This window comes from Janthinobacterium sp. AD80 (genome assembly GCF_002878455.1).
In the GTDB taxonomy this organism is placed as follows: domain Bacteria; phylum Pseudomonadota; class Gammaproteobacteria; order Burkholderiales; family Burkholderiaceae_D; genus Janthinobacterium.
Window position 1 is genome coordinate 32640 of the sequence record NZ_NRDQ01000060.1, and the last position, 25517, is coordinate 58156.

The following is a 25517-nucleotide window of genomic DNA, read 5'->3' on the forward strand; positions in this document are numbered from 1 at the left end:
TGACGCTGCTGTGGCGGTTACTGTGCGCTGCTAACGGGAAAGCCAGCGTCCACGATGGCGGCGCTGATGGCGCCCAGTTCGCTGGTCGATTCCACCGTGACGCGCTTGCTGGCCAGGTCGATCTGCACCTGGGCGGCGGGGTCGATGGCTTGCACCGCTTTCGTGACCGAGCCGACGCAATGGCCGCAGCTCATGTTTTCAACTTGTAACTGGTACATGGCAAGCACTCCTTGAATGGTTAAGTGTGTCCACTGTAAGCCTTACCCCAATGGTAAGGTCAAGCTTAGTGCAGCAGAAAATCGACGGCTTGCATGGGCGGCGGCACGTTCTCGTCCTGCAGGGATTCGCGCAGGCTGATGTCGATGGCGCGGCACATGGCCGACAGCGGCAAATCGTTGGCGTCTTCGCCGAACGGCTCCTCGATCTCGTCGCCCAGCGCATCGAGGCCAAAGAAGGTGTAGGCGACGATGGCGACGACGAACGGCGTCATGAAGCCCAGCGAATCGACGAGACCGAAAGGCAGCAGGAAGCAGTACAGATACGCCGTGCGGTGCAGCAGCAGCGAATACGAGAACGGGATCGGCGTGCTGCGGATGCGTTCGCATGAAGCGCCCGCACCCACCATGGCCGAGACCGTGTTATCGATCTGCGTGGCGAGGATGCTGTCGATGCGCCCCTGTTTGACGCAGTCGGCCAGGTCGTGGCCCATCTGCATCATCAGGTAGTCGGACGGGTTCGACGCCTGGCAAGCCGCCTGCCACTCGGCCGGGCGCAGCAGCGGCTGCAAGTCGGCCGGGCCGCGCGTGTCGCGCAACTGGTGGCGCAGCGCGTGGCAAAAGGCGATGGCGCGGTAGATCATGCGCACGCGCACATCGTCGAGGCCCAGCTTCGCGTGGGCCGGGGTGTCGCTGCGTATCATGGTCTGGCACTGGCGCGAGAAGTTGCGGCTGCGCAAGACCAACTCACCCCACAGCTTGCGCGCTTCCCAGTAGCGGTCGTAGGCGGCCGTGTTGCGGAAGCCCAGGAAGATGGCCAGCGGCAAGCCGATCAGGGTAAATGGAATGGTGGTAAGGATGACCTTGTGGTCGAACAGGGTGCCATGGCACCAGGTGACGATGGTGGCGATCAGGGTATTGACGATGAGGGTGGTGCGGATGCGCGGCAGGACGGAGCCGCGTACCACCAGGAACAGCCGTAGCGCCGAAGGACGCTCGCGCACGATCATGCTGTTCTCCCTGTCGGGGCTTGGGCTGGCGGGGAAACGCGGGCTCGGTGGCCGTTAAAAGGGATAAGACAGAATGGCAATGGCCGGGAACAAAAAGCCCGCGAGGTATGCGGGCTGAGCAGGGTGTACATGGGAGGCAGAGTAGAGGAGACGGCTTGAGTATAGGCCGCAGACTCGTTTCCAGCCAATTCACAGTGATAATGGGTGCTATTCATTTCATGAATGAATATTTCATTTGTAATGAAAATTTATATAACTATTGAAGTCACTGTTTCTTTTTTCGTCTGGGCCAGTCGCAATCGAGCAAGTCGCAAGGGGTACAGGAGCAATGATGGCAGTCCGGCGTCGGGATGTCGCAATCGCAAAATCCCGCCTGGGCCAGATGTCTGCTGCTACGCCGTTCCTGCGGCTGCAGTGCGCGATACTGGCGATGCCGCTCGCCGCAGGCGCGCAAGCGGCGCTGCAACAAGGGCAAGCCTGCGCGCAAGCCGTGGCGCGCGATGACCTTGTAGCCATAGGCGGAGCAACTGTCGCGCCCCGTCAGCACGCGGTAGGCGCAGGAAAACCCCTTGTAGGGCGACAGGTAGCGCTGGTAGGCGCGAATGGCCCACAGGGCCAGGCGTTTGCCGCAGGTGTCGAACGAGAAAATGCCAGCTCCTTTGCCGAGAGCGTCAAGACGATGCTGCGAGCATACGGCAAGTGTCCAAAAAATAATAGCGCCAGCGGCCTAGGCTGCCATGCTTTTCCAGGCATGCCAGCCGAACGCCAGCAGCCACGCCAGCAAAACCGCCAGCCCCGGCAGCAATAGCCACCGCGTCGCGTTTTCTTCCCACGCCACATACGGCTTGCCGCCGCGCGCGATGGCCAGCAGCGCCTGTCCGCCGTTCAAGCCGGCAAACGGCAGCAGGTTGAACGCGCACAGTTTCAATGACAGCACGGCGAACACCAGCGCAAAACCGTGCGTGCGCGCAAACGATTCGCCGGCATCCAGCAATGCCTGCGCCGTCGACAATGGCGCCAGCGCGCCGTGGATGATCTGTCCGAAGGCAGCGGCGAAAGCTTGCCAGCCTTGCGCCCCCAGGATCCCCAGCGACAAGGCCAGCAGCACGGACACGCCGCTCAGCGGCAGCAGTACCTGTTTCCACAGGGGCTGGAAGTTGTAGGCGTCAAGGCAGGGGTCGTCAACGTACAAGGTTTCCTCGCGCGTATCCTTCAGCAGCATATTGCCGGCCAGCGGCAGCAGCTTGAAGTGGACTTTCCCCACGGCCAGCAGGGTCGGGCCCACGCCGTAGCTGATGCTGCGCACGGTGATGCCGAATGCGCGGGCGCAGATGGCCATGACGGAAATGTGGATGAGCATGAAGAGGATCAGGCAGAGCAGCAACTGGAAGGCGGGATGCATCGGGCTAGGTGTCCTGGAAAAAAGAGCGGTATTAGAACATGCCGCGAGGAAAACGCGCGCACATGAAAAAAGCCCCGCCGGCATCGCTGCAGGCGGGGCTTTCGATACTGCACGCGGCGGTTCAGCCGCGCGGATGCGACTTACAGCACTTCGCTGGCGTGGTCGGCCAGGCGCGAACGCTCGCCGCGGGCCAAGGTGACGTGGCCGCTATGCGACCAGCCCTTGAAGCGGTCGACCACATAGGTCAGGCCGCTGGAGCCTTCCGTCAGGTACGGCGTGTCGATCTGGGCGATGTTGCCCAGGCACAGAATCTTCGTGCCAGGACCGGCGCGCGTGACCAGGGTCTTGACCTGTTTCGGCGTCAAGTTCTGCGCTTCATCGATGATCAGGAACTTGTTCACGAACGTGCGGCCGCGCATGAAGTTGAGCGACTTGATCTTGATGCGCGAGCGGATCAGGTCTTGCGTTGCCGCCCGGCCCCATTCGCCGCCATCCGAGTCGGACTTGTTCAGCACTTCCAGGTTGTCGTCGAAGGCGCCCATCCATGGCGACATCTTTTCTTCTTCCGTACCCGGCAGGAAACCGATGTCTTCGCCTACCGGCACCGTCACGCGGGTGACGATGATTTCATTGTAGAGCTTGGTTTCCAGTACTTGCGCCAGGCCGGCGGCCAGGGCCAGCAGGGTCTTGCCGGTACCGGCCTGGCCCAGCAGGGTGACGAAGTCGCATTCCGGATTCATCAACAGGTTCAGGGCGAAGTTCTGCTCGCGGTTGCGTGCCGTCACGCCCCACACATTGTTCTTCGTGTGGCTGAAGTCGCGCAGGGTTTGCAGCACGGCCGTTTTGCCATTGATCTGTTTCACCTGGCCATAGAACGGCGCTTCGCCGTTTTTCGGTTCCAGGTAGATGAACTGGTTCACCAGCAAGGATGGAATGAACGGGCCCGTCACACGGTAGAAGGTGGAGCTGTAGCCGTTCTTGCTTTCCTGCCAGGACTCCATATCCTTGCCATGCTTGTTCCAGAAGTCGTCCGGCAGCTGCACGATGCCCGAATACAGCAAGTCCGTGTCTTCCAGCACATGGTCATTGAAGTAGTCTTCGGCCGGCAAGCCCAGGGCGCGCGCCTTGATGCGCATGTTGATGTCCTTCGACACCAGCACCACCGGGCGGCCTTCCTGTTCCGCTTCCAGCGAGCGCACGACGGCCAGGATCTGGTTGTCGGCCTTGCCTACTGGTAAACCTGCAGGCAGGTCGGCGCTTTGCAAACGCGTCTGGAAGAACAGGCGGCCCTTGGCATCCTTGTTGCCCAGCTTGGACAGCAGGATGCCGTGCTCGATGGCATCGTCGTCCGTGTTGCTGATCAGGGCATCCAGGGTGCGCGACACCTGGCGGGCGTTGCGCGCCACTTCCGTCATGCCCTTCTTGTGGTTGTCCAGCTCTTCCAGGGTCATCATCGGCAGGTACACATCGTGTTCCTCGAAGCGGAACAGCGACGATGGATCGTGCATCAGCACGTTGGTGTCGAGCACGAACAGTTTCGACAGGCCGCGCTGGTCGGCGGCGCGGCTGACGGACGACTTGAGCTGTACTTCGACCGCCTTGTGCTTGGCCGGATGTGGCTGCTCGGCTTGCTTGACGGACTTGATCGGCGCGACCTTGCCCTTGGCTGCCGGCTTGGCTTTGGCAACAGGCGCGGCAGCGGCCGGCGCTGGCGCTGGTGCAGGCGTTGGTGCAGGTGCCGGCTTGGCGACCATCAGGGCCGCTACTTGCTTGATCTTCGTGGCCGCATTGCGGACCGGCTTGGCAACTTCGGCGATCGCCGCTTCAATAATCGGTGCAGCCACTTTCTTGGCTGCCGGGGTTTTGGTGGCCGGGCGCGCTGCGCCTGCGGTTGGGTAATCTTGGGTGGCCAGGATGGTGGCTGGCTTGCTCGGTAATTTTGGCAGTGGCATCAGGATCTCAATCAAAAAATTTCTGGAATGAATCGCCCATGGGCAGCCAGCTTCTGGCGGCACTTCTCATGGGGTGGATGCGGGGGAACAACAATGCTACAGGACGAATAACTGCCGGAAGGCCGGCAGCAAGGCCGGTCATGGACGCCATCGGCGGGCTGGTGGCCCGCCTGGCGCAGTGGGTGGAGGCGCTTCGTTGACTCAAAATGGCGATAGGTACCGTGAACTGAACTGCGGTTGAACTAAGCTCGCTGGAAGCCGGCAACGCGCATGTGATCAGGACAGCTGATCATTTCAGATGCGCTACGAATTCCAGCACTTCTTCCACGTGAGTTGCGACCTTCACGCCTCTCCATTCTTTCACCAATCGGCCCTGGGCGTCAATCACAAACGTGCTGCGCTCGACGCCACGGACCGTCTTGCCATACATCTGTTTCATCTTCATGACGTTAAACAGCTGGCAAACGGCTTCGTCCGGGTCGGAAATGAGCTCGAACGGCAGGTCCAGCTTGGCCTTGAAGCTTTCGTGCGAGCGCAGGGAATCGCGGCTGATGCCGTAGATTTCCACGCCGGCGGTAACGAACTGCGGATAGGCATCGCGGAAGGCGATATTTTCAGTGGTGCAGCCCGGGGTATTGTCCTTCGGATAGAAAAACAGCACCGTGGCCTTGGCCGGACGGCCCAGCAACTGAAAGGTCTTGCCGCTGGTCATGGCGGCGGTAAAGTCGGGTATGCTAACGAGGGATTGGCTATCAGCCACAGGTTCTCTCCTGAACGGTGATCATCAGCGCTGTTTTTAACCTGGCAACGCATCCAGGTGCAACAATACAGCATTCAGGCCGCTTTGCCCTGCACAATCAGGCGTCCCGAACGGCCTGGCAATTCATCCCAGGTGATGGGGCAAACGGGCAAGTCCGTATTTTTTATCTTTTCATAATAATCGCCCATCGAGGCGAACTGATAGCCCTGGGCTTTCCAGCCAGCCAGCAGTTGCTCGAAAATGGGGGCAAGTTTCTGTCCTTCAAGTTCCGCATGCAAGGTATACACGTGATCGCGGACATTATCCGCCGTCAGCGACAATATGTGCGCGGCAACATTGCTCACCGTGATCAGTTTGCCGTCGATTTCGCAGCCCAGCAATTCATCCAGGGTGGGCAGGGTGGTGGGCAGTTGCACGCATTGCAGGATGGTGTTGCCATTGCGCACGCGGTGCGGGCCTTGCGCCGGCTGCGCCATGGCGCCGCGCGCGTCGAGCATGGCGCGGCCATCGGAAGCGTAGCGGTAGCCGGCAGTATCGTGCTCGAAAAAGGCGCTGACATTCATTTGCCAGCCGGCAGCGCCGTGCGTGTGCGGCTCGCTGCCGAACACCTGCTCGTAGCGGTTGGCGGCCTTGCGCATCATGTTGATGGTCCAGGCGGCGTTGCGCTTGGCCACGTTGTCTTGCCACAGGGTGTGATCCCAGGTGTGGATGCCGCACTCGAAACCGGCATCGCGCACGGCGCGCAGTTGCGCCGCGCATTGCTTGCCGATATCGGGGCCCGGCAGCAAGGTGCCGTACATCAATGTTTTCAAGCCGTAGTGCTCGACCACCGAGGTGCGCGATACCTTGCTGAAAAACCCGGGCCGCAAGGCGCGCCGCAAGGCCCAGCCCGTATGGTCGGGGCCCAGCGAGAACAGGAAAGTGGCGTTGGCCTGGTGCGCCAGCAACATGCGCACCAGGTTGCCCATGCCTACACGGGTGCCGCGATAGGTATCGACGTCGATCTTCAGGGTCAGGAACGGCTTGCTCAACATTAATCCATCAGGGCTTTGGCTTGGGCTACCTGGCTGCGGTAGGCGTCGAAAATATTGCGCAGGGAATCGGCCATGGAGGTGGATGGCGCCCAGCCCAGCTCGTCGCAGGTATTCGTGATCTTCGGCACGCGGTTCTGCACGTCCTGGTAGCCGGCGCCGTAGTACGCGCCCGACGTCGTTTCGACGATTTTCACGTGTTTCGCGCCTTCGGCGTATTCCGGGTACTCGGCGGCCAGGGTCAGCATCATGCCGGCCAGGTCGCGGATCGAGTAATTGTTGACCGGATTGCCAATGTTGTAGATCTTGCCGCTGGCGATGCCGTTCTTGTTGGCGATGATGCGCATCAGCGCATCGATGCCGTCATCGATGTAGGTGAACGCGCGTTTCTGCGCGCCGCCGTCGACCAGCGAGATGTTTTCGCCGCGCACGATGTGGCCGAAGAATTGCGTGACCACGCGCGAGGAACCTTCTTTTGGCGTATGGATCGAGTCCAGACCGGCGCCGATCCAGTTGAATGGACGGAACAGGGTGAAGTTCAGGCCTTCCATGCCGTAGCCCCAGATCACGCGGTCCATCAGCTGCTTGGCGTTCGAATAGATCCAGCGCGGCTTGTTGATCGGGCCGCAGATCAGTTCCGAGTTTTCCGGATCGAATTCCTCGTCATGGCACATGCCATACACTTCCGAGGTCGACGGGAAGACCAGGTGTTTGCCGTACTTGGCGGCCGAGCGCACGATCGGCAGGTTGGCTTCGAAGTCCAGTTCGAATACGCGCAGCGGCTGCTTGACGTAGGTCGATGGCGTGGCGATGGCCACCAGGGGCAGGATCACGTCGCATTTCTTGACGTGGTACTCGACCCATTCCTTGTTGATCGTGATGTCGCCTTCGAAGAAATGCATGCGCGACTTGTAGTTGTCGTCTTCCAGCAATTCGCTGATGCGGTCCGTGTTCATGTCCATGCCGTAGACATGCCAGTCGGTGGTTTCCAGGATGCGCTTGGACAGGTGGTGGCCGATGAAGCCGTTGACGCCTAAGATGAGGACTTTTTTCATGTGAGATTCTCTTGAGTGATATCAGTGTGTGCTGACGTGGGTGGTCAGACTCGCTTGCAGTTGCTGAGCCGAAATCGGCTCCCCGGCAGCCCTCAGCGCGGAAATGGCCAGCATGCGGCCGTCTCCGCAGACGCCAAAGATGCAATTATCCACTACCGCCAAGCCCGGTGGCAAACTTCCCGCAGGCAGTGGGCTTAAACGGGCTTTTTCGATGATGTAAATGACATTGTTGACTTCGGTAAATGCGCCCGGATACGGCGGCGCGACGGCCCGGTGCAGGTTGTAGACTTGCTGCGCCGGTAATGTCCAGTCGATGCGGCCGTCTTCCGGCGTGCGTCCGCCAAAGTAGCCGCCCTGGCGCAAATCGTTGAGCTGGCGCGACGCCGTGCCTTCCAGCAAGGCGGGCAGCACGCCCCACAGGGTTTGCTCCGCCGCCACGGTGACCTTGCCGAAGACTTCAAAGGCCGTGTCGTCGGGCAGGATGGGCACGGCCGTCTGCGCCACGATGGCGCCTGCGTCCGGCTTGACCGTCATCTCGTGCAGGGTGGCGCCCGTCTGCGTGGCGCCATGCAGCACGGCCCAGTTGACGGGCGCGCGGCCGCGGAATTGCGGCAGCAGCGAACCGTGCATGTTGTAGGCGGGAGCGACTTCCAGGATGCTAGCCGGCAGCATGTGGCGGTAGTAAAAACTGAACAGCATGTCCGGCCGGGCCGCCTGCACCTGCGCCAGCAGTTCGGGCGAACGGGCGTCGCCCGGCGTGATGTACGGGATGCCTTCATCGCGGCACAGGCTGGCGACGGATTCGAACCACAGGTTTTCCGTGGGGCTGTCTTCGTGCGTCACGACCAGGGCGATATCGACGCCGCCTGCCAGCAGCACCTTGATGCAGCGCACGCCGACGTTGTGATAGCCGAAGACGACGGCGCGTGGCGCGGCCATCAGCGGGCCACCTGGCGCTTTTCCAGGCGCACGTGCGGTTCTGCTTCCGCTTGCGCCTGGGCCATGCCGTCCTGCAAGATGGTTTGCACCACGTAGCGGGGACGGGCGCGCACTTGCTGGAAGATGCGGCCCACGTACTCGCCCACCAGGCCGATGCCGAACAGGATCACGCCCATAAAGAAGAAGGCGATGGCAAACAGCGTAAACACGCCTTGCGCCTCGGCGCCGAACAGGAAGCGGCGCGCCAGCAGATAGATCACCAGCACGGCCGAACTGAATGACAGCAGCATGCCCAGCATCGAGAAGATTTGCAGCGGGATCAGCGAAAAGCCCGTCACCAGGTCGAAATTCAGGCGGATCAGGCTGTACAGCGAATATTTTGACTCGCCGGCCGAGCGTTCCTCGTGCTCGACGGTAATTTCCGTCGGCTTGCGGGCGAAGGTGTAGGCCAGCGCCGGCACGAAGGTGTTGACTTCCGCGCACTGGTTGACCAGGTCGATCACGTTGCGGCCATACGCGCGCAGCATGTTGCCCTGGTCGGTGATCTTGATATTGGTAATGCGCTCGCGCAAGCGGTTCATCAACTTCGATGCCAGCGTGCGCCAGGCGGAATCTTGCCGCTTGCGCCGGATCGAGCCCACGTAATCGTAGCCTTCACGCATCTTCGCCACCAGGTTGCCGATTTCCTCGGGCGGGTTTTGCAGGTCGGCGTCGAGCGTCACCATGATATCGCCGCGCGATGCCTCGAAGCCGGCCAGGATGGCCATGTGCTGGCCATAGTTGCCGTTGAAGAGGACCACGCGCGTGACGTCGGGGCGCTGGCGGAACTGTTCGGCCAGGATGGCAACCGAGTTGTCGCGGCTGCCGTCGTTGATGAAGATAATCTCGTAGCTCGTCTGCAAGGCATCGAGTGCCGGATACAGGCGGGCGAACAGGCTGGCCAGGCCATCCTGCTCGTTGTAGATTGGAATGATAATGGACAGTTCAGGTTTCATCGGCGCGCTGCTCACTTGATGAGAATGGATTTGACGGTGGCGACGGCGCGTTCCACGTCCTGTGTGGTCATGGCGTAGAACATGGGCAAGGTCACGGTCAGGCGGCCGATCTTTTCCGAGACGGGGAACATGCCTTCGGTAAAGCCGCGTTCGCGGTACATGGTAAACAGGTGGATCGGTGCGTAATGATAGCCCGTTCCCACGTTTTGCTGCGCCATGGCCTGCATGAAGGCGGCGCGCGTGCCGGGGCCCTGATCGGGCAGGATGATCTGGAACAAATGCCAGTTGCTGTTGTCGAAGTCCTGCACGGGCAGCTGGGCGCCGCTGGCCGCCTCGAAGTCGCTGCCGAACTGCGCAAAGTAATGGCGCGCCAGCGCGCGGCGGTGGGCCGTGATCGCGTCGATATTGGCAAACTGGCCCAGGCCGATGGCGGCCATGATGTCGCTCATGTTGTACTTGCCGCCCAGCACGTCGACATCGATGCCGTCGACGCCGCTGCGCGTGACGCCCTGCAGCCGGTATTTCTCGGCCAGCCGCGCCTCTTCCAGGTTGTTCAGCACCAGCGCGCCGCCTTCGCCCGTGGTGATGTTCTTGTTGGCCTGGAAGCTGAACGAGACGAAGTCGCCGAACGAACCGATGCGCTTGCCCTTCCACTCGGAGCCGAAGGCCTGCGCCGCGTCTTCCACGACGCGCAGCTTGTACTTGTCGGCAATCGCATACAGGCGGTCCATGTCGACGGGCAAGCCCGACAGGTAGACGGGGATGATGGCTTTTGTGCGGGGCGTGATGGCCGCTTCCAGCTTGTCGAGGTCGATATTCCGGGTGACGGGATCGATATCGGCGAACACGGGCGTCGCGCCCACTTCGATGATGACATTCGCCGTCGCTACCCACGACACGGGCGTGGTGATGACTTCGTCGCCTGGCCCGATGCCGGCGATGCGCAGTGCGATTTCCATGGTGCAGGTGCCCGAATTGAAGGTGCGCACGGGGCGTCCGCCAAAGTATTCGGACAGCTGGGCTTCAAAGGCCTGCACTTTCGGGCCGCTGGTGATCCAGCCTGAGCGCAGCACCTCGCCGACGGCGGCGATGGTTGCCTCGTCGATGGTGGGTTTGGAAAAAGGCAAAAAGGGCAGGGCAGAGGTCATGGGTCGCTCGTCTTGTTCTTGGGTAAATGTGTATCGGTGTATCGGCGTCGCGGCAGCCGCCGGCGGTAACAATGGCCGCAGGCTGGCATGACTATTTTAAAACGTTAATGTGACGGCGCAGCCGTTTCAGCGGGGACTTGCTTCGCTGATGCGGGGGCGGGGCAGGCGCGCCGGCGGACGCCGCCAGCGTGGCGCGCGTCCTGTTGTACGATTCTCTCTTACTTTTCTCTCTTACTTATTGGCAATTACCATGCGGCGGGCATCCTCGGCCACTACACGCATGGGAACGCCACGTTGCTGCAGTTCCTTGTAACGGTCCAGGCTGATAATGGCCATGTCGCGCACGCCGGCGTTGGCATCGTCGGTCCATTGCGTGATGAAAGGCTCGATGGTCGGTATGGACAGTTCCGGCTGCTGTTTCAGGCCAAACGTAAACTCATCCCAGTAAGCGACGAGGATCACGGGCCGCTGCAAATAATAGGTCAGCGACTGTTCATAGATGCCTACCGAATAGAGCTTGGTATCGGCCGTCAGCTCGGCCTGGATCTGCGGCAGCAGATCGGTACCCGCGCGGTTCTGGCCATACAGCTCGGAGCCGGCCAGGATGCAGTGGGTCGCCAGGAAGCCGGCACCGGCGATGGTCAGCACGGTCATGTCGCGGCGCAGCTGGCGCGCATGCAGCAGGGCCAGCGCGCCGCCGGCCAGGGCGAAGAAACCGGCCGCCATCAGCCAGGGCTGATAGCCTTTCAGGGCGATCAGGGCGGCGGGATCGCGCGCGCTGGCCTTGCCGAAGGCGATCGGACCGCCGATCAGGATGGCCGCACCCAGCACGCACAGCAGGCTGGCGGCCAGCATGCGCTGGCGCCGCGAGGCCGATTCCAGGAACAGCGCGATCAGCAGCGCCAGGGCCGGGAAGACGGGCACGATGTAGCCGGGCAGCTTCGAGGTGGAATAGCTGAAGAAAAAGAAAATGAACACGGCCCAGATCAGCAGCATCAGGCGCGGCTGGAAGGCGCCTTCCTGGCGCTTGAAAGCGGCCGCCAGGCTTTGCGGCAGCACGCCTATCCATGGCAGGATGCCGGGAATGAGGAGGATCAGGAAATAGTACCAGGCGCCTTCGCGCTTGTGGCCCTTCATCAGGAAGCGCTGGAAGTGCTCGTGGACAAAGAAGAAATATGGCTGTTCGGGATTGCGCTGGGCCACCAGCACGAACCACGGCGTGGCGATGGCGAAGAACAGCAGCAAGCCCTTGACCAGGTGCAAGCGGGTCCAGATGCGCCAGTCGCGTGCGCACAGCGAGTACAGCACCAGCACGCCGCCAGGCAGCACGATGCCGATCAGGCCCTTGGACAGCACGGCCAGCGCCATGCCTGCCCAGCACACCAGCATCCAGTTGCGCCGCTCGGTTTCGCTTGCCTCGTCGCGCTGGGCCACCAGCAGGCTGGCCAGGGTAACCGTCATCATGCCCGACAGGCCCATGTCCAGCGAATTGATCTGGCCCGACGCGAGCCAGAACAGGCTCGATGCCAGCACCAGGCCGGCATACAGGCCCACGCGCGGACCGAAGACGCGCTTGCCGGCATACGCCGTCATGCAGACGCCGATGATGCCGCACAGGCCCGTCCACAGCCGTGCCTGCCATTCACCCAGGCCGAAGGCGGCGAAAGTGAGCGCGTTCATCCAGGTTTGCAGCGGCGGCTTTTCAAAGTATTTGATGCCGTTCAGGCGCGTGGTGATCCAGTCGCCCGTGGCGAACATTTCGCGCGCCATCTCGGCGTAGCGCCCTTCGTCGGGCGGCACCAGGGTGCGGATGCCCAGCGCATAGAGGGTCACGACGATGAAGATGCCCAGCAAGGACCACATCAGCACGCGCGAGGCGTGCAGCTCGTTCACATTGATTTTCATTTGGCCTGGCCTGCGCCCGGTGCCAGGATCAGCGCCAGGGTCACTTTGCGGCCCTCGCCCATGAGGATATTGTAGGTACGGCAGGCGGCCTGGCTATCCATGCATTCGACGCCGATGCGGCGCATGGTCAGCGCGGCCGTCAGCTTCGGATGCACGAAGCGCTGGCGTTCGCCCGTGCCGAGGATCACCACGTCGGGCGCGTCCTCGAGGATTTGCGCGAAATGCGCTTCGCTCAGCTGCTCGAAACTGGCCACTTCCCAGGCGCGCGGCGGCGCTTCCGGCATGACGATCAGGCTATAGTGGTAGGGCTGGGCATTGATCTCCACGCCATTTTCATCGTAGCCTGTGACGGTTTGGTATTGTTGGGTACTGCTGGCATGGAGTTTCATGGCGATGTGAGAGCTGTTCGTGTCGGTTGATCGGTGCGCGCGCTGTGCGGATGGGCGCTGCGGCCAAGGGCGTAAGCATGCCATAAATGACAGAAAAGAGCGACTGAAAAGCAACAACCTTTCCAATTTGCAATCTTCGCTGCAACGGTGGCACACGGCGCTTGCCATAGTAGTAGGCAAAGATTAAGGGAAGATGAAGATGACGCGGCGGAAAATGCCCGCGCGCGCCGCCGGGCGTGGCATAAACAGCGCGAAATGCTGCAATTTGCCATGTTTAATTTGATAAAATGGCCTGCTTTCGGCGAGAATGGTTGTTTTCGCATTGCAGTCTCACGGGTTCACAGTTCTGGCGCGGCTTTCATGCTGCAAGCGTAGGCCGGCCGCGCCGCATCACGACAGGGATTTATTTTGCGACCGATTCAGAAATCGAATAAATTGGCGGACGTCTGCTACGACATCCGCGGCCCGGTCCTGGAAAAATCCAGGCAAATGGAAGAAGAAGGCCACAAGATCACCAAGCTCAATATTGGCAACCTGGCCGTATTCGGCTTCGATCCGCCCGACGAGATCGTGCGCGACATGATGCTCAACCTGCAGAACGCGGCAGGCTACACGGATTCGAAGGGCATGTTCGCGCCGCGCAAGGCCGTCATGCACTACACGCAGGGCAAGAGTATCGCCGGCGTCACCATCGATGACATCTACCTGGGCAATGGCGCCTCGGAGCTGATCGTCATGTCGATGAACGCGCTGCTCAACAGCGGCGATGAAGTGCTGGTGCCGGCGCCCGACTATCCGCTGTGGACGGCGGCCGTCAGCCTGTCCGGCGGCAATCCCGTGCATTATGTGTGCGACGAGCAGAACGAATGGTATCCCGACATCGACGACATGCGCCGCAAGATCACGCCGCAGACCAAGGCCATCGTCGTCATCAACCCGAACAATCCTACCGGTGCGCTGTATCCGGTGGAAGTGCTGCTGCAGATCGTCGAACTGGCGCGCCAGCATCAATTGATCATTTTCGCCGACGAGATCTACGACAAGGTGCTGTACGACGAAGCCGAGCACGTGTCGATCGCCTCGCTGGCCGACGACGTGCTGTTCATCACCATGAACGGCCTGTCGAAGAATTACCGCTCCTGCGGCTACCGTTCCGGCTGGATGGTGGTCTCGGGTGAAAAGCGGCACGCCAAGGATTACATCGAGGGCCTCAACATGCTGGCCTCGATGCGGCTATGCGCCAACGCGCCGGGGCAGTTCGCCATCCAGACGGCGCTTGGCGGCTACCAGAGCATACAAGACCTGGTGGGGCCTGGCGGGCGCCTGTTGAAACAGCGCGACCTGGCGCACAAGCTGCTGACCGATATTCCGGGCGTCACCTGTGTCAAGCCGAAGGCCGCGCTGTACATGTTCCCGCGGCTGGACCCGGCTATCTACCCGATCGCCGACGACCAGCAGTTTGCCTATGAATTACTGGCCGAAGCGAAGGTCCTGATCGTGCAGGGCACGGGCTTCAACTGGATCGCGCCCGACCATTTCCGCGTCGTCTTCCTGCCCAATTCCGATGACCTGACCGAGGCCATGGGCCGCATCGCGCGCTTCCTCGAAGGTTACCGCAAGCGCCACAGCCGGGGCTGAGCCGGCCAGCGGCAATCTCGATCAACCATACCGATCAACCTGGCGCCGCACTTGGCGGCGCCACTTAATGAGCAGTCAAGCACACTATGAAATCCATCAAGATCGGCCTGCTGGGCCTGGGCAATGTCGGCTTCGGCACGTTCAGCGTCCTGCAACGCAACCAGGAAGAAATCAAGCGCCGCGCGGGCCGCGGCATTGAAGTCGTCGCCGTCGCCGTGCGCGACGTGGCGCGCGCCGAAGCGCTCGTCGCCGGCGCCTGCAAGGTGGTCAACGACCCCGCCATCATCGTCAATGATCCCGAGATCGACATCGTCGTCGAACTGATTGGCGGCTACGACCTGTCGAAAACCCTGGTCATGCAGGCGATTGCCAACGGCAAGCACGTGGTCACGGCCAACAAGGCCCTGCTGGCCGTGCATGGCAATGAAATCTTCGCCGCCGCCCAGGACAAGGGCGTGATGGTGGCCTTCGAGGCGGCTGTCGCCGGCGGCATCCCCATCATCAAGGCGCTGCGCGAAGGCTTGACGGCCAACCGCATCGAATGGATCGCCGGCATCATCAACGGCACCACCAATTTCATCCTCTCCGAAATGCGCGACAAGGGCCTCGATTTCGCCACCGTGCTGAAACAGGCGCAGGAACTGGGCTACGCGGAAGCCGATCCCACCTTCGACATCGAAGGCGTCGATGCCGCGCACAAGGCCACCATCATGTCGGCCATCGCCTTCGGCATCCCGGTGCAGTTCGACAAAGCCTACGTGGAAGGCATCAGCAACCTCAATGCCATCGACATCCGCTATGCCGAGCAGCTGGGCTACCGCATCAAGCTGCTGGGCATCACCAAGCGCACCACCGTCAATGGCGTGGAAGGCATCGAGTTGCGCGTGCATCCGACCCTGATCCCGGCCAAGCGCCTGATTGCCAACGTCGAAGGCGCGATGAACGCGGTGCTGGTGCATGGCGACGCCGTTGGCGCCAGCCTGTATTCGGGCCGCGGCGCCGGCGCCGAGCCGACAGCGTCGTCGGTGATCGCCGACCTGGTCGACATCACCCGCCTGGCGACTGCTGATCCGGAACACCGCGTGCCGCACCTGGCGTTCCAGCCGAATGCCATGACCAACATCGAAATTTTGCCGATGTCGGAAATCACCACCAGCTACTACCTGCGCATGCACGTGGCCGACCAGCCCGGCGTGCTGGCCGACCTGACGCGCATCCTGGCCGAACGCGGCATCTCGATCGATGCCATGCTGCAAAAAGAGCCGGCCGAGGGCGAGACGCACACGGACATCATCATGCTGACGCACCAGACGCAGGAAAAGAACGTCACGGCCGCCATCGAAAAAATGGAAGCGTTGAACAGCGTGGTGGGCACGGTCACCAAGATCCGCCTGGAAAACCTCAGCTGAGCGTTTGCAGCGAGCCATGCAAAACGGCGCCCGCGGGCGCCGTTTTTTTATGCGTGATGTTGCCGGATGACGGCGCCCACGTCCATGTGGTCATGGCCAGCAGGTCGGATTGGTGCGGCAAGGCCGCACGTCATCCGACAACCTTGTTGGCATGGCCGATGGTGCTGTCGGATTACGGCCCTTCGGACCTGACGACCTGCTCGTACACCGCTCAATGTGCGGCGACGGGGCCGACGTCCATGCCGTCATAGCTGGCCAGCTGGTTTTCCTGCGCAAACGCCATCAGTTCGCCATTGCGCGCATGCAGGCTGTCGACGCCGTGCACTTCGGCCTTTTCCACGTGCAGCACCCAGACGGGGGCGGCGGCAGGATCGTCGAGTTCCGGCTGGTACAGTTCCACCGGGCGATAGCCCTCGACCGCCAGCAGGGCGGCCGCCTGTTCCAGCGGTGCGGACGTGGGGTTGGTGAAGTAATAGCCCCACAGCAGCGGCTGGGACAAGTCCCATGGCGCGTTCTCGGCGATATTGGCAAACAGTTCGGTTACGTCGTCTTTGGTCATCATGGCTAGGTGCCTTCCTTAAAATCTCAGGGCGAGATGGTAGCACCGACTGGCGCGGCGGCGAAATGCACGCGCACTTTCAAGCCATGGCCATTGCCCGCCGTCGCCAGTTCCAGCCGGGCACCGTGCAGGGCGGCGATGTCGCGCACGATGGCCAGGCCCAGGCCGGCGCCGCCGGGGTTGCTCTCGAGCGCCGCGCCGACCCGGTAGAACGGTGTCAACACGCGCTCACGCTCGGCCGGCGCGATGCCCTTGCCGCTGTCTTCCACTTCCAGCACGGCGCCGTATTCTTGTCCGCTCGCCGCCTGCGCGGCGCGCACGCGCAGGATCACGCTGCCGCCGTGCGGCGTGTAGCGCAGGGCATTGTCGACCAGGTTGGCTACGAGTTCATGCAGCAGCAGGGCCTGGCCATGCACGGGTGCGTCATCGGGGGCTTCCAGCGACAGGTCGATATGCCTGCCGACGGCCACCATGGCCATTTCCAGCCCCACCTGCTGCGCCACCTCACGCAAGGGCACCGTTTCCATAGCCAGGTTCTCGCCGCCATGCTCGATGCGCGCCAGCGTCAGCAGGCGGTTGGCCAGCAGCACGGTCGAATCGGTGGTGGCGGCGATCGAGCGCACGATGTCGCGCAGGGCTGCCACGTCCTGCGCCGCAGCGCCTTGCCGGTCGCACGCGCGCAAGGCCAGTTCGGCCTGGGTTTTCAGTACCGTCAGCGGCGTGCGCAGCTGGTGCGAGGCGTCGGCGATGAAGCGGCGCTGGCTGGCGATCAGCTGCTGCAGGCGCGACATGGAGCCGTTCATGGCGCTCACCAGCGGACGCATTTCCTTGTGCACCAGCGTGGGATCGACGTCGGACAGGTCGGACAGGGCGCGCGTCTCGACTTCCGTTTTCAAGCGCATCAGCGGTTGCAGCACCAGGCGCACGGCAAACCAGACGAGTGCCGCCATCACCAGTATCATCGCCGCCTGCCAGCTCAGGGTATCGAACAGGATCTGGTTCGACAGGCCGCGCCGCGCGTCCAGCGTTTCGCCTACCTGGATCAGGGCGATGCCGCGCATCGAATCGTCGTACACGGGCTGCAGCAGGGCGGCGATGCGGATCGGCTTGCCGTGGTAATCGGCGTGGTAGAAGCGCACCAGGGCCGGATAATTCTGCGAGCGGGGCACGTTTTTCGGCACCGCCGGCAAGTCGCCATAGCCCGACACCAGCTCGCCGTTGATGCCCGTGACCTTGTAGTAGATGCGCCCCAGCGTATCGGTCTCGAAGCTGTCGAGCGCCACGTACGGCACCTCGGCCACCACCTTGCCGCCGACGATGGAGACGCGCTCGGCCAGCGCGCGCGTCGACGCCAGCAGCGAGCGGTCATACGCCATGTCGGCCGCGTCGAGCGCATTGCGGTAGACGAAAAAGGCGTCGAGCAGCACCAGCATCACCAGCGGGATGAGCAGCCAGCGCAGCAGCTGGCTGCGCAGGCTGCCCAGTGGCCTGCCATGCGCGTAGCGGCGCAGGCGCTCGGCCAGCGGCTGACGGGGCACGTTCATTTTGGCGCGGCTGGCGCCATGGCCCTGCGCGGCTGCAGCAGGTAGCCGATGCCGCGCAGGGTGGTGATGACGGCGCCGTCGGGCGAACCGCTTTCCACGCCGTTCTCGAGTTTCTTGCGCACGCGGTGGATGTACAGTTCGATGGCATCCAGGTTGGCGTCGTCGGCCAGCGCGAAGACTTCGTCGAAGAGTTTTTCCTTCGACACGGCGCGTCCGGAACGCGTGATCAGCGCTTCGAGCACGGCATGTTCGCGCGGCGTCAGGGCCAGCGCCGCGCCGCTATAGCTGAACATGCGCGTGACGGTGTCGAAACTGAGCGCGCCGCAGGTATGCACCAGCGCTTCGTTGCCCTGGCTGCGGCGCAGCAGGGCTTTGACGCGTGCTTCCAGTTCGGCCAGCTCGAACGGCTTGGCCATGTAGTCGTCGGCGCCCAGGTTCAGGCCCTGCACTTTTTCATCCAGGCCGCCGCGCGCCGTGAGTATCATGACGGGGGTCTTGCCGCGCGTGCCGCCGCGCGCGCGCAGGCGGCGCAGCACGTCGAGGCCATCCATTTTCGGCAAGGTCAGGTCGAGCAGCACCAGCGAATATTCCTGCGTGTGCAGCAGGGCGTCGGCATCGGCGCCGTTGTGGGCCGTCTCCACCGTCAGGTGCGCGTCGCGCAGGGCTTTTGCCAGCCAGTGCGACAGCTCCAGATGGTCTTCCACTAATAATATGCGCATGGTCTCCGCCATTCGTTTGAATTGGTGCAGTGTAAGCCTGCCGGGGCGTTGCCGACAGGGCGTGCATGAATATGTTTGTACCGCTTGTGGCTGGCCGGCGACACCTGTCAGTCTGAAAGCGAATTGAAAGGATCGCGCTCATATAGTGTGATCCTGATTCATGAAATTGATCAGGCATATCACCAATAACTATATCTGAGGGAGACACTCTACATGAAGAAAACAGCATTCTCGCTGGCCGCCATGGCGGTAGTCGCCGCCGGCAGCGCCCAGGCCCAATCGAGCGTCACCCTGTATGGCCGTCTTGACGCCGGCATCAGCAATACCAGCAATGCCGGTCCGAACAAAAGCTCGATGACGCAAGTGAGCTCGGGCGGCATGAACACTTCGCGCTGGGGCATCCTGGGCAGCGAAGACCTGGGCGGCGGCCTGAAAGCCGTGTTCAATCTGGAAGGCGGCATCCTGGTCGACACGGGCGCGGCTGACGGCGCGCTGTTCAAGCGCCAGGCCAACGTAGGCCTGGAAGGTGCGTTTGGCCGCGTCGTGCTGGGCCGCTCGTTTACCACCGTGTACGACTTCGTGCTGCCCTTCGACCCGATGGCGTACGCGCCTTTCTATTCGTGGGCCACTTCGGCCAACGCTACGGGGCCCAGCAAGTATGGCATGACGACCGCCTTCGACAACATGGTCAAGTATTCGGGCAAGACCGGTGGCTTCAGCTACGGCGCATCGTACGGCTTCGGCGAGCAGACGACGGGCAGCTCGGACAGCGCCAAGCTGTCCACGGCCGTCACCTATAAAACGGGTCCTGTCAGCCTGCTGGCCACGTACGAGCAGGTCAACGGCAATACCGTTCCCGGTGGCGCGCGCGACAAGACCACGGTCTACCACCTGGGTGCCATGTACGACGAGGGCCCGTGGAAGGTGCAGGCGGCGGCGCGCGACTACAAGCTCGACCCGGCAGCGACCGGCAAGGCCGATGTGCGCGGTACCCTGTACTGGGGCGGCGTCAGCTACAAGACCACGCCGGTCGTCACACTGACGGGCGTGATCTACTACCAGGACGTGAAAAACGTGGCGTCCAACCTGGATGCCGATCCGATCATGTATGTGGCGCGCGTGCGCTATGCCCTGTCCAAGCGCACCGACCTGTATGTGGCCGGCGCCTATGCCAAGGCCAAGCACAATCAGCTGGTCAGCCTGTCGCGTGACGACGCCGGTTTCGGCGACACGCAGCGCGGCCTGATCGCCGGCATCCAGCACCGCTTCTAAGCCATGGCCATGCTGCGCTCCCTGTTCCTGTCCCTGTGCTGCCTGCTGCCCGCCATCGCGGCGGCACAGGCGCCCGCGTCCGCGCCCGCCGAGTGCGTGGTGCCGTCCAAGCCGGGCGGCGCCATGGACCTGACCTGCAAGCTGGCGAAAAAAAGCCTGGCGCAGGAGGGCGTGGCGGGTGCCGCGGCGCCGATGCGCATCAGCTATCTGCCCGGCGGCATCGGCGCCGTGGCCTGGCATTCGATGGCGTCGCAGCGCCGCCGCGCCGAGGCGAACACCCTGGTGGCCTTTTCGGGCGGTTCGCTGCTCAATCTGGCGCAGGGCAAGTTCGGCAACGCCAAGGCCGGCGATGTGCGCTGGGTGGCGGCCGTGGGCGCCGACTACGGCATGATCGCCGTGCGCAGCGATTCGCCCTACAAAAGCCTGGCCGACCTGATCGCAGCCTTGCGCCAGCATCCGGACAAGGTGCTGATCGGCGTCTCCGGCACCATCGGCAGCCAGGACTGGCTGAAGATGGCGCTGGTGGCGCGCCACGCCGGCATCGACCCGAAAGTGCTGCGTTTCGTGGCACTCGAAGGCGGCGGCGAAGTGTTCACGGCGATGCAGGCCGACTACGTGCAGGTGGTCTCGGGCGACACCTCCGAAGCCACCTTGAACGCCAGCGCCAACCACGCGCGCGTGCTGGCGGTGCTGTCGGAAAAACGCCTGCCCGGCGTGCTGGCCGGCGTGCCGACGGCGCGCGAACAGGGCGTCGACGTGGTCTGGCCCATCATCCGCGGCGTGTGGATGGGGCCACAGGTGCCCGAGGCGGACTACCAGCGCTGGGTCGCCACTTTCGAGCGCGCCATGGCCACGCCGCAATTCGCCGAATGGCGCGCGCAGGCCGGCCTGTATCCATTCGCCCTGACGGGGCCGAAGCTGACGGCGTATGTGCGCAAGGCCGTCGACGAGTATGCCAGGCAGGCGACTGAACTTGGCCTGATGCGTTGAACGACAACTTATTAAAAACATTGACAGACGGAGACACCCCCATGCAAACCAAGACCCTGCTTCAAGCCGCCATTGCCACCGCGTTCGCCAGCCTGGCCGGCGCCGCCTTCGCGCAAGTGCCGCCCGGCTATCCGGCCGACTACCAGAAGATCATCGACGCGGCCAAGAAGGAAGGCAAGGTGGTGATTTACAGCGCCACCGACAGCAAGGCCGCCGCGCCTTTGATCAAGGATTTCAGCGCCCTGTATCCGGGCATTTCGGTCGAATACAACGACATGAATTCCACCGAAGTGTATAACCGCTTCATTTCCGAAGTGGCTGCCGGCGGCAACACGGCCGACGTGATGTGGTCGTCGGCCATGGACTTGCAGATGCGCCTGGCCTCGGACGGCTATGCATTGAAATACAAATCCGTGGAAGCGGCGAAGATCCCCGGCTGGGCCATGTGGGATGACCAGGCCTACGGCACCACGTTCGAGCCGGCCGCCATCGTCTACAACAAGCGCCTGCTCGACCCCAAGGAAGTGCCGAAGAACCACGCTGATTTCGCCAAGCTGATCACGACGCCAAAATTCAAGGACAAGGTCACCACCTACGATATCGAGAAATCGGGTGTCGGCTTCATGTTCATGTCGCAGGATGCCAAGGAGTATCCGCAGTTCCTGGCCCTGCAAAACGCCTTTGGCACGGCCAAGGTGCGCGTGCAGTCGTCGACAGGCACCATGATGGAGCGCATTTCGTCCGGTGAAAACCTGATTGGCTACAACGTGCTGGGATCCTATGCCCTGGTGCGCGCCAAGACCGATCCGTCGATCGGCGTGGTGCTGCCCAAGGATTACACCCTGATCCTGTCGCGCGTGCAGTTCATCAACAAGAACGCGAAAAACGTCAACGCCAGCAAGCTGTGGCTCGACTACATCCTGTCGCACCGGGGCCAGACCATCATCTCGAACGGCGCCAAGCTGTTTGCCATCCGCGCCGACGTCACGGGCGAAACGACGTCGGCCGACCTGATCAAGGAAATCGGCGCGGCCAACGTCAAGCCGATTCCCGTGCATCCGATCATCCTGCAATTTCTGGGGCCGGCCAAGCGCATGGCGTTCCTGAAGCAGTGGAAAGAGACAGCCGGCAAGAAGTAACGCCGTCCTGGCCGTCCGCAGGCGCGTGCCCGCGGACGGATGCCGCACCCTTCATTCATTGGATTCATCATGCAAACTGCCATCTTGCCGCTGCCTGCACGGTCGCGCTCTCCCTTGTCGCGCCTGAACTGGTCGCGCGGCGTGGTCGTGGCGATCACCCTGGTCGCCATTTTCCTGCCGCTGTTCCTGATTTTTTACCAGAGTTTTTTGAACGCGCCATTCTTCATGCCGGTGCGCGAATTCGGCTTTGACTCCTACCGTTTCATCTTCGATGATCCTGATTTCTCGATGGCCTTCAAGAATGGCCTGATGCTGGCCATAGGGCTGACGATCATCGCCGTGCCGCTGGGCGGTATGCTGGCCTTTTTGATGGTGCGCACCGATTTGCCCGGCCGCAGCTGGGTGGCGCCCATGCTGCTGGTGCCGATTTTCGTCTCGCCGATGGTGATGGGCTTTGGCTACGTCGTCTCGATGGGTCCCGTGGGCTTTTACTCGATCTGGGCCAAGGAATTGCTGGGCTTCGTGCCCTGGAATATCTATTCCTTCACCAGTATCGTCATCATCGCCGGCCTGACGCACGTGCCGCACGTCTACCTGTATGCATCGTCGGCCCTGAAAAGCCTGGGCTCGGACGTGGAAGAAGCGGCCCGCGTGGCCGGCGCCTCGCCGGTGCAGGTGATGATGAACGTGTCGCTGCCGATGATCATGCCGGCGCTGGCGTATGCGGGCGTGCTGGTGTGTTTCCTCGGCTTCGAGGTGTTCGGCCTGGTGCTGGTACTGGGCGATCCGGAAGGCCACCTGGTGCTGCCGACCTATCTGTACAAGCTGACGAATAAACTGGGTACGCCGTCCTACCACCTGATGGCCGCCGTCGCCGTCTGCCTGGTGATGGTGACCATGCCGCTGGTGATGATACAGCGCTGGCTGCTCAAGTCCGCCAACAAGTATGTGTCGATCAAGGGCAAGGGCGCGCGCAGCAAGGCCATGCCGCTGGGGCGCTGGAAGTGGCTGGCGTTCGCGCTGCTGGCCGGCTGGCTGATCTTCACCATCATCCTGCCGCTGACGGGTATCGTGCTGCGCTCCTTCGTGCAGTACTGGGGCGAGGGCGTGCACCTGGCCGACGTGCTGACGTTGCAGCATTTCCGCGACATCTTCGACCAGCCGTCGCTGGTGCGCGGCATCGTCAACACCATCCTGATCGGCGTCGTCGGCGGCGCGCTGGCCGTGGGCTGCTACAGCTTCATCGCGCTGGCCATGCACCGCAAGCAGGACGGCATCACGCGCCTGCTCGACTACAGCGTGCTGGTGCCGCGCGCCGTGCCGGGACTGTTGGCCGGCCTGTCGTTCCTGTGGGTGTTCCTCTTCGTGCCGGCCTGGCTTGACGGCATATTGAAAGGCATGGACAACGGCGTGGCCCTGTGGCTGAGCGGCCATGCGATCCCCGTGCTGCGCGAACTGCGCTCGACCATCTTCGCCCTGTGGCTCGCGTATTCGGTGGTGTGGATGGCTTACGGTATGCGTTTGATTTCCACGGCGCTGCTGCAGGTGGGGCCGGAGCTGGAAGAGGCGGCGCGCGCCGTCGGCGCCAGCCGCGGCCAGGTGACGCGCGACGTCACCCTGCCGCTGATCAAATACGGCTTGCTGGGTGCCTGGCTGATGGTCTTCCTGATCTTCGAGCGCGAATACTCGACGGGCGTGTACCTGCTGTCGCCGGGCACGGAAGTGATTGGCGCCATGCTGGTATCGCTGTGGGCCGGCGGCTCGACCGACCTGGTGGCGGCGCTGTCCTTCATCAATATCACCCTGGTGGCCATCGGCCTGGGCATCGCGCTGCGCTTTGGCGTCAAGCTGCATAACTAAATACAAAGACTGAGACCACATCATGAATGAATTGACCGTCAATGAGCTGTACCTGGACTACGGCACCGGCGCTTCCGCCAACCAGATCCTGAAGGGTGTCTCCATGCACCTGAAAAAAGGCGAAGTGGTGGCCCTGCTGGGGCCTTCGGGCAGCGGCAAGACCACCTTGCTGCGCGCCGTCGCCGGGCTGGAAAGCCCGAAGGCGGGTACCATCGAGATCGGCGAGCGCAATGTCTACGATGGCGCGAAACACTTCGAGATGCCGGCCGAGCAGCGCAACCTGGGTCTGGTGTTCCAGTCGTATGCGCTGTGGCCGCACAAGACCGTGTTCGACAACGTCGCCTACGGCCTCAAACTGCGCAAGATGGGCACGAGCGATATCGCCGGGCGCGTGAAGGAGGTGCTGACGCAGCTGGGCCTGGGGCATTTGGGCGAGCGCTATCCGCATCAACTCTCCGGCGGCCAGCAGCAGCGCGTGGCGATTGCGCGCGCGCTGGTGTACAACCCGCCCGTGATCCTGCTCGACGAACCGCTGTCGAACCTGGACGCCAAACTGCGGGAAGAGGCGCGCGCCTTTTTGCGCGAACTGATCGTACGCCTGGGCCTGTCGGCCCTGATGGTGACGCACGACCAGGGCGAGGCGATGGCGATCTCGGACCGCATTTTGCTGCTCAATAACGGCAAGATCGAGCAGCAGGGCACGCCGCAAAGCATGTATGAAACGCCGGACACCCTGTTCACGGCGGAATTCATGGGCAGCAATAACCGCCTGCCCGGCAAGGTGGTGCAGCGCGAGGGCAGCGCCGTGCGCTTGCAGATCGATGGCGCCAGCATGCAGGGCGTGGCGCGCGGCGCCAACGCGGGAACGGAAGTGACGACCATGATCCGCGTCGAGGAAGTGAAGATCAGCGCCACGCAGGTGGACAACGCCATCGAATTGCCGCTGCTGACCTGCATGTACCTGGGCGACCGCTGGGAATGCCTGTTCGAGCGCGGCGGCGCCGATAACATCAGCCTGCGCGCCTACTCGCGCCACAAGCTCGAGGCGGGCAAGTACTGGCTGCATATGCCAGTCGACAAGCTCTGGGTGTTTTAACGGTGCTGTGGTGGCCGCGCTGGCGCGCTTTCGGGGCGGCACTGGCCACCGGCCTGGCGGGCGCCGCCATCTGTCTGTGGCTGCATACGCCGCTGCCGTGGATGATCGGCCCCCTGTTCGCCACGGCCGCGTTGCGTCTGGCCGGGCGGGAACTGGCCTGCCCCGTGCGCGTGCGCGAAGCGGGCCAGTGGGCCATCGGCACGGCGCTGGGCCTGTATTTCACGGCGCCCGTGCTGGCCGTGCTGCTGGACTTCACGCCGTGGATCGCCGGCGCCGTGCTGTTCGCGCTGGCGCTGGGGGCGTGCGGCGCCATGCTGCTGCGGCGCCTGTCCGGCGTCGACAGCGCCACCGCCTTCTTCGCCATGGCCGTTGGCGGCGCGTCGGAAATGGCGTCGATGCTGAGCGCCAGCAGCCGCACGAAGGGCAAGGTGTCCATCATCTGTTGTTTGATACGGTCATACACCATGCTTGGCCTCACGCGCAGCAATAC

At 62.7% G+C, this 25517-nt stretch carries 24 protein-coding genes; 8 read left to right on the forward strand and 16 right to left on the reverse strand.

Annotated features, from left to right (window positions below):
* Window positions 1-17: 17 nt before the first annotated feature.
* The 13 genes from JaAD80_RS13080 to JaAD80_RS13140 all read right to left on the reverse strand — a co-directional run bounded on the left by JaAD80_RS13080 (window position 18) and on the right by JaAD80_RS13140 (window position 12801).
* The gene (locus JaAD80_RS13080) at window positions 18-218 is read right to left on the reverse strand and encodes a heavy-metal-associated domain-containing protein (protein WP_102294578.1); all 201 of its coding nucleotides are present in this window, start codon (window positions 216-218) and stop codon (window positions 18-20) included.
* A gap of 65 nt (window positions 219-283) precedes the next feature.
* Window positions 284-1225, reverse strand: a complete 942-nt coding sequence (locus JaAD80_RS13085) for a bestrophin family protein (RefSeq protein ID WP_102294579.1) — start codon at window positions 1223-1225, stop codon at window positions 284-286.
* Between the two features lie 265 nt (window positions 1226-1490).
* Window positions 1491-1940 (reverse strand): membrane protein insertion efficiency factor YidD, encoded by a 450-nt coding sequence (gene yidD / locus JaAD80_RS13090; RefSeq protein WP_308410599.1) that lies wholly within the window; start codon window positions 1938-1940, stop codon window positions 1491-1493.
* Window positions 1941-1952: 12 nt separating this feature from the next.
* Window positions 1953-2627, reverse strand: a complete 675-nt coding sequence (locus tag JaAD80_RS13095; RefSeq protein ID WP_102294583.1) for a site-2 protease family protein — start codon at window positions 2625-2627, stop codon at window positions 1953-1955.
* Window positions 2628-2767: 140 nt separating this feature from the next.
* Window positions 2768-4579 (reverse strand): PhoH family protein, encoded by a 1812-nt coding sequence (locus JaAD80_RS13100; protein ID WP_102294614.1) that lies wholly within the window; start codon window positions 4577-4579, stop codon window positions 2768-2770.
* 289 nt (window positions 4580-4868) lie between these two features.
* Window positions 4869-5339, reverse strand: coding sequence for a peroxiredoxin (locus tag JaAD80_RS13105; RefSeq protein WP_102294585.1), 471 nt, complete (start codon window positions 5337-5339; stop codon window positions 4869-4871).
* Between the two features lie 74 nt (window positions 5340-5413).
* On the reverse strand, window positions 5414-6373 hold the full coding sequence (locus JaAD80_RS13110; RefSeq protein WP_102294587.1) for a polysaccharide deacetylase family protein: 960 nt from the start codon (window positions 6371-6373) through the stop codon (window positions 5414-5416).
* Entirely contained in the window at window positions 6373-7425 is a 1053-nt protein-coding gene (locus JaAD80_RS13115; RefSeq protein ID WP_102294589.1) for a bifunctional UDP-4-keto-pentose/UDP-xylose synthase, read from the reverse strand. The genes JaAD80_RS13110 and JaAD80_RS13115 overlap by 1 nt, the downstream gene beginning before the upstream one ends.
* Before the next feature lie 21 nt (window positions 7426-7446).
* Window positions 7447-8364, reverse strand: a complete 918-nt coding sequence (locus tag JaAD80_RS13120; protein ID WP_102294591.1) for a formyltransferase — start codon at window positions 8362-8364, stop codon at window positions 7447-7449.
* Complete coding sequence (locus JaAD80_RS13125) at window positions 8364-9359, reverse strand: glycosyltransferase (protein ID WP_102294616.1); 996 nt, start codon at window positions 9357-9359, stop codon at window positions 8364-8366. Before JaAD80_RS13125 ends, JaAD80_RS13120 begins: the two co-directional genes overlap by 1 nt.
* An 11-nt stretch (window positions 9360-9370) precedes the next feature.
* Entirely contained in the window at window positions 9371-10507 is a 1137-nt protein-coding gene (locus JaAD80_RS13130) for a DegT/DnrJ/EryC1/StrS aminotransferase family protein (protein ID WP_102294592.1), read from the reverse strand.
* A 231-nt stretch (window positions 10508-10738) separates the two neighbouring features.
* The gene (locus JaAD80_RS13135) at window positions 10739-12412 is read right to left on the reverse strand and encodes a glycosyltransferase family 39 protein (RefSeq protein ID WP_258002967.1); all 1674 of its coding nucleotides are present in this window, start codon (window positions 12410-12412) and stop codon (window positions 10739-10741) included.
* Window positions 12409-12801, reverse strand: a complete 393-nt coding sequence (locus JaAD80_RS13140; protein ID WP_102294594.1) for an Mth938-like domain-containing protein — start codon at window positions 12799-12801, stop codon at window positions 12409-12411. The genes JaAD80_RS13135 and JaAD80_RS13140 overlap by 4 nt, the downstream gene beginning before the upstream one ends.
* Before the next feature lie 408 nt (window positions 12802-13209).
* Between JaAD80_RS13140 and JaAD80_RS13145 the strand changes: the two genes are divergently transcribed.
* Entirely contained in the window at window positions 13210-14439 is a 1230-nt protein-coding gene (locus tag JaAD80_RS13145) for a pyridoxal phosphate-dependent aminotransferase (protein WP_102294595.1), read from the forward strand.
* Window positions 14440-14525: 86 nt separating this feature from the next.
* A complete protein-coding gene (locus tag JaAD80_RS13150) occupies window positions 14526-15848 on the forward strand; it encodes a homoserine dehydrogenase (RefSeq protein ID WP_102294597.1) in 1323 nt (440 codons plus the stop codon).
* Window positions 15849-16059: 211 nt separating this feature from the next.
* On the opposite strand, the gene JaAD80_RS13155 is transcribed toward JaAD80_RS13150, so the two are convergent.
* From JaAD80_RS13155 to JaAD80_RS13165, 3 genes are read right to left on the reverse strand one after another with little or no spacing between them, the layout of a single operon-like run.
* A complete protein-coding gene (locus JaAD80_RS13155) occupies window positions 16060-16410 on the reverse strand; it encodes a ribonuclease E inhibitor RraB (protein ID WP_102294599.1) in 351 nt (116 codons plus the stop codon).
* 23 nt (window positions 16411-16433) lie between these two features.
* Window positions 16434-17951 (reverse strand): sensor histidine kinase, encoded by a 1518-nt coding sequence (locus JaAD80_RS13160; protein ID WP_102294601.1) that lies wholly within the window; start codon window positions 17949-17951, stop codon window positions 16434-16436.
* Window positions 17948-18670: a response regulator gene (locus JaAD80_RS13165; protein WP_102294620.1), complete on the reverse strand. Its 723-nt coding sequence runs from the start codon at window positions 18668-18670 to the stop codon at window positions 17948-17950. The genes JaAD80_RS13160 and JaAD80_RS13165 overlap by 4 nt, the downstream gene beginning before the upstream one ends.
* 213 nt (window positions 18671-18883) lie before the next feature.
* Between JaAD80_RS13165 and JaAD80_RS13170 the strand changes: the two genes are divergently transcribed.
* The 6 genes from JaAD80_RS13170 to JaAD80_RS13195 all read left to right on the forward strand — a co-directional run.
* A complete protein-coding gene (locus JaAD80_RS13170) occupies window positions 18884-19942 on the forward strand; it encodes a porin (RefSeq protein WP_102294602.1) in 1059 nt (352 codons plus the stop codon).
* A gap of 3 nt (window positions 19943-19945) precedes the next feature.
* The gene (locus tag JaAD80_RS13175; RefSeq protein ID WP_102294604.1) at window positions 19946-20932 is read left to right on the forward strand and encodes a tripartite tricarboxylate transporter substrate binding protein; all 987 of its coding nucleotides are present in this window, start codon (window positions 19946-19948) and stop codon (window positions 20930-20932) included.
* A gap of 41 nt (window positions 20933-20973) precedes the next feature.
* The gene (locus JaAD80_RS13180) at window positions 20974-22071 is read left to right on the forward strand and encodes an ABC transporter substrate-binding protein (RefSeq protein WP_102294606.1); all 1098 of its coding nucleotides are present in this window, start codon (window positions 20974-20976) and stop codon (window positions 22069-22071) included.
* Between the two features lie 69 nt (window positions 22072-22140).
* Complete coding sequence (locus tag JaAD80_RS13185) at window positions 22141-23931, forward strand: iron ABC transporter permease (RefSeq protein ID WP_102294622.1); 1791 nt, start codon at window positions 22141-22143, stop codon at window positions 23929-23931.
* Window positions 23932-23953: 22 nt separating this feature from the next.
* Complete coding sequence (locus tag JaAD80_RS13190) at window positions 23954-25027, forward strand: ABC transporter ATP-binding protein (protein WP_102294608.1); 1074 nt, start codon at window positions 23954-23956, stop codon at window positions 25025-25027.
* 2 nt (window positions 25028-25029) lie between these two features.
* The coding region (locus tag JaAD80_RS13195; protein ID WP_258002968.1) for an AbrB family transcriptional regulator at window positions 25030-25517 on the forward strand (488 nt) is incomplete at its 3' end.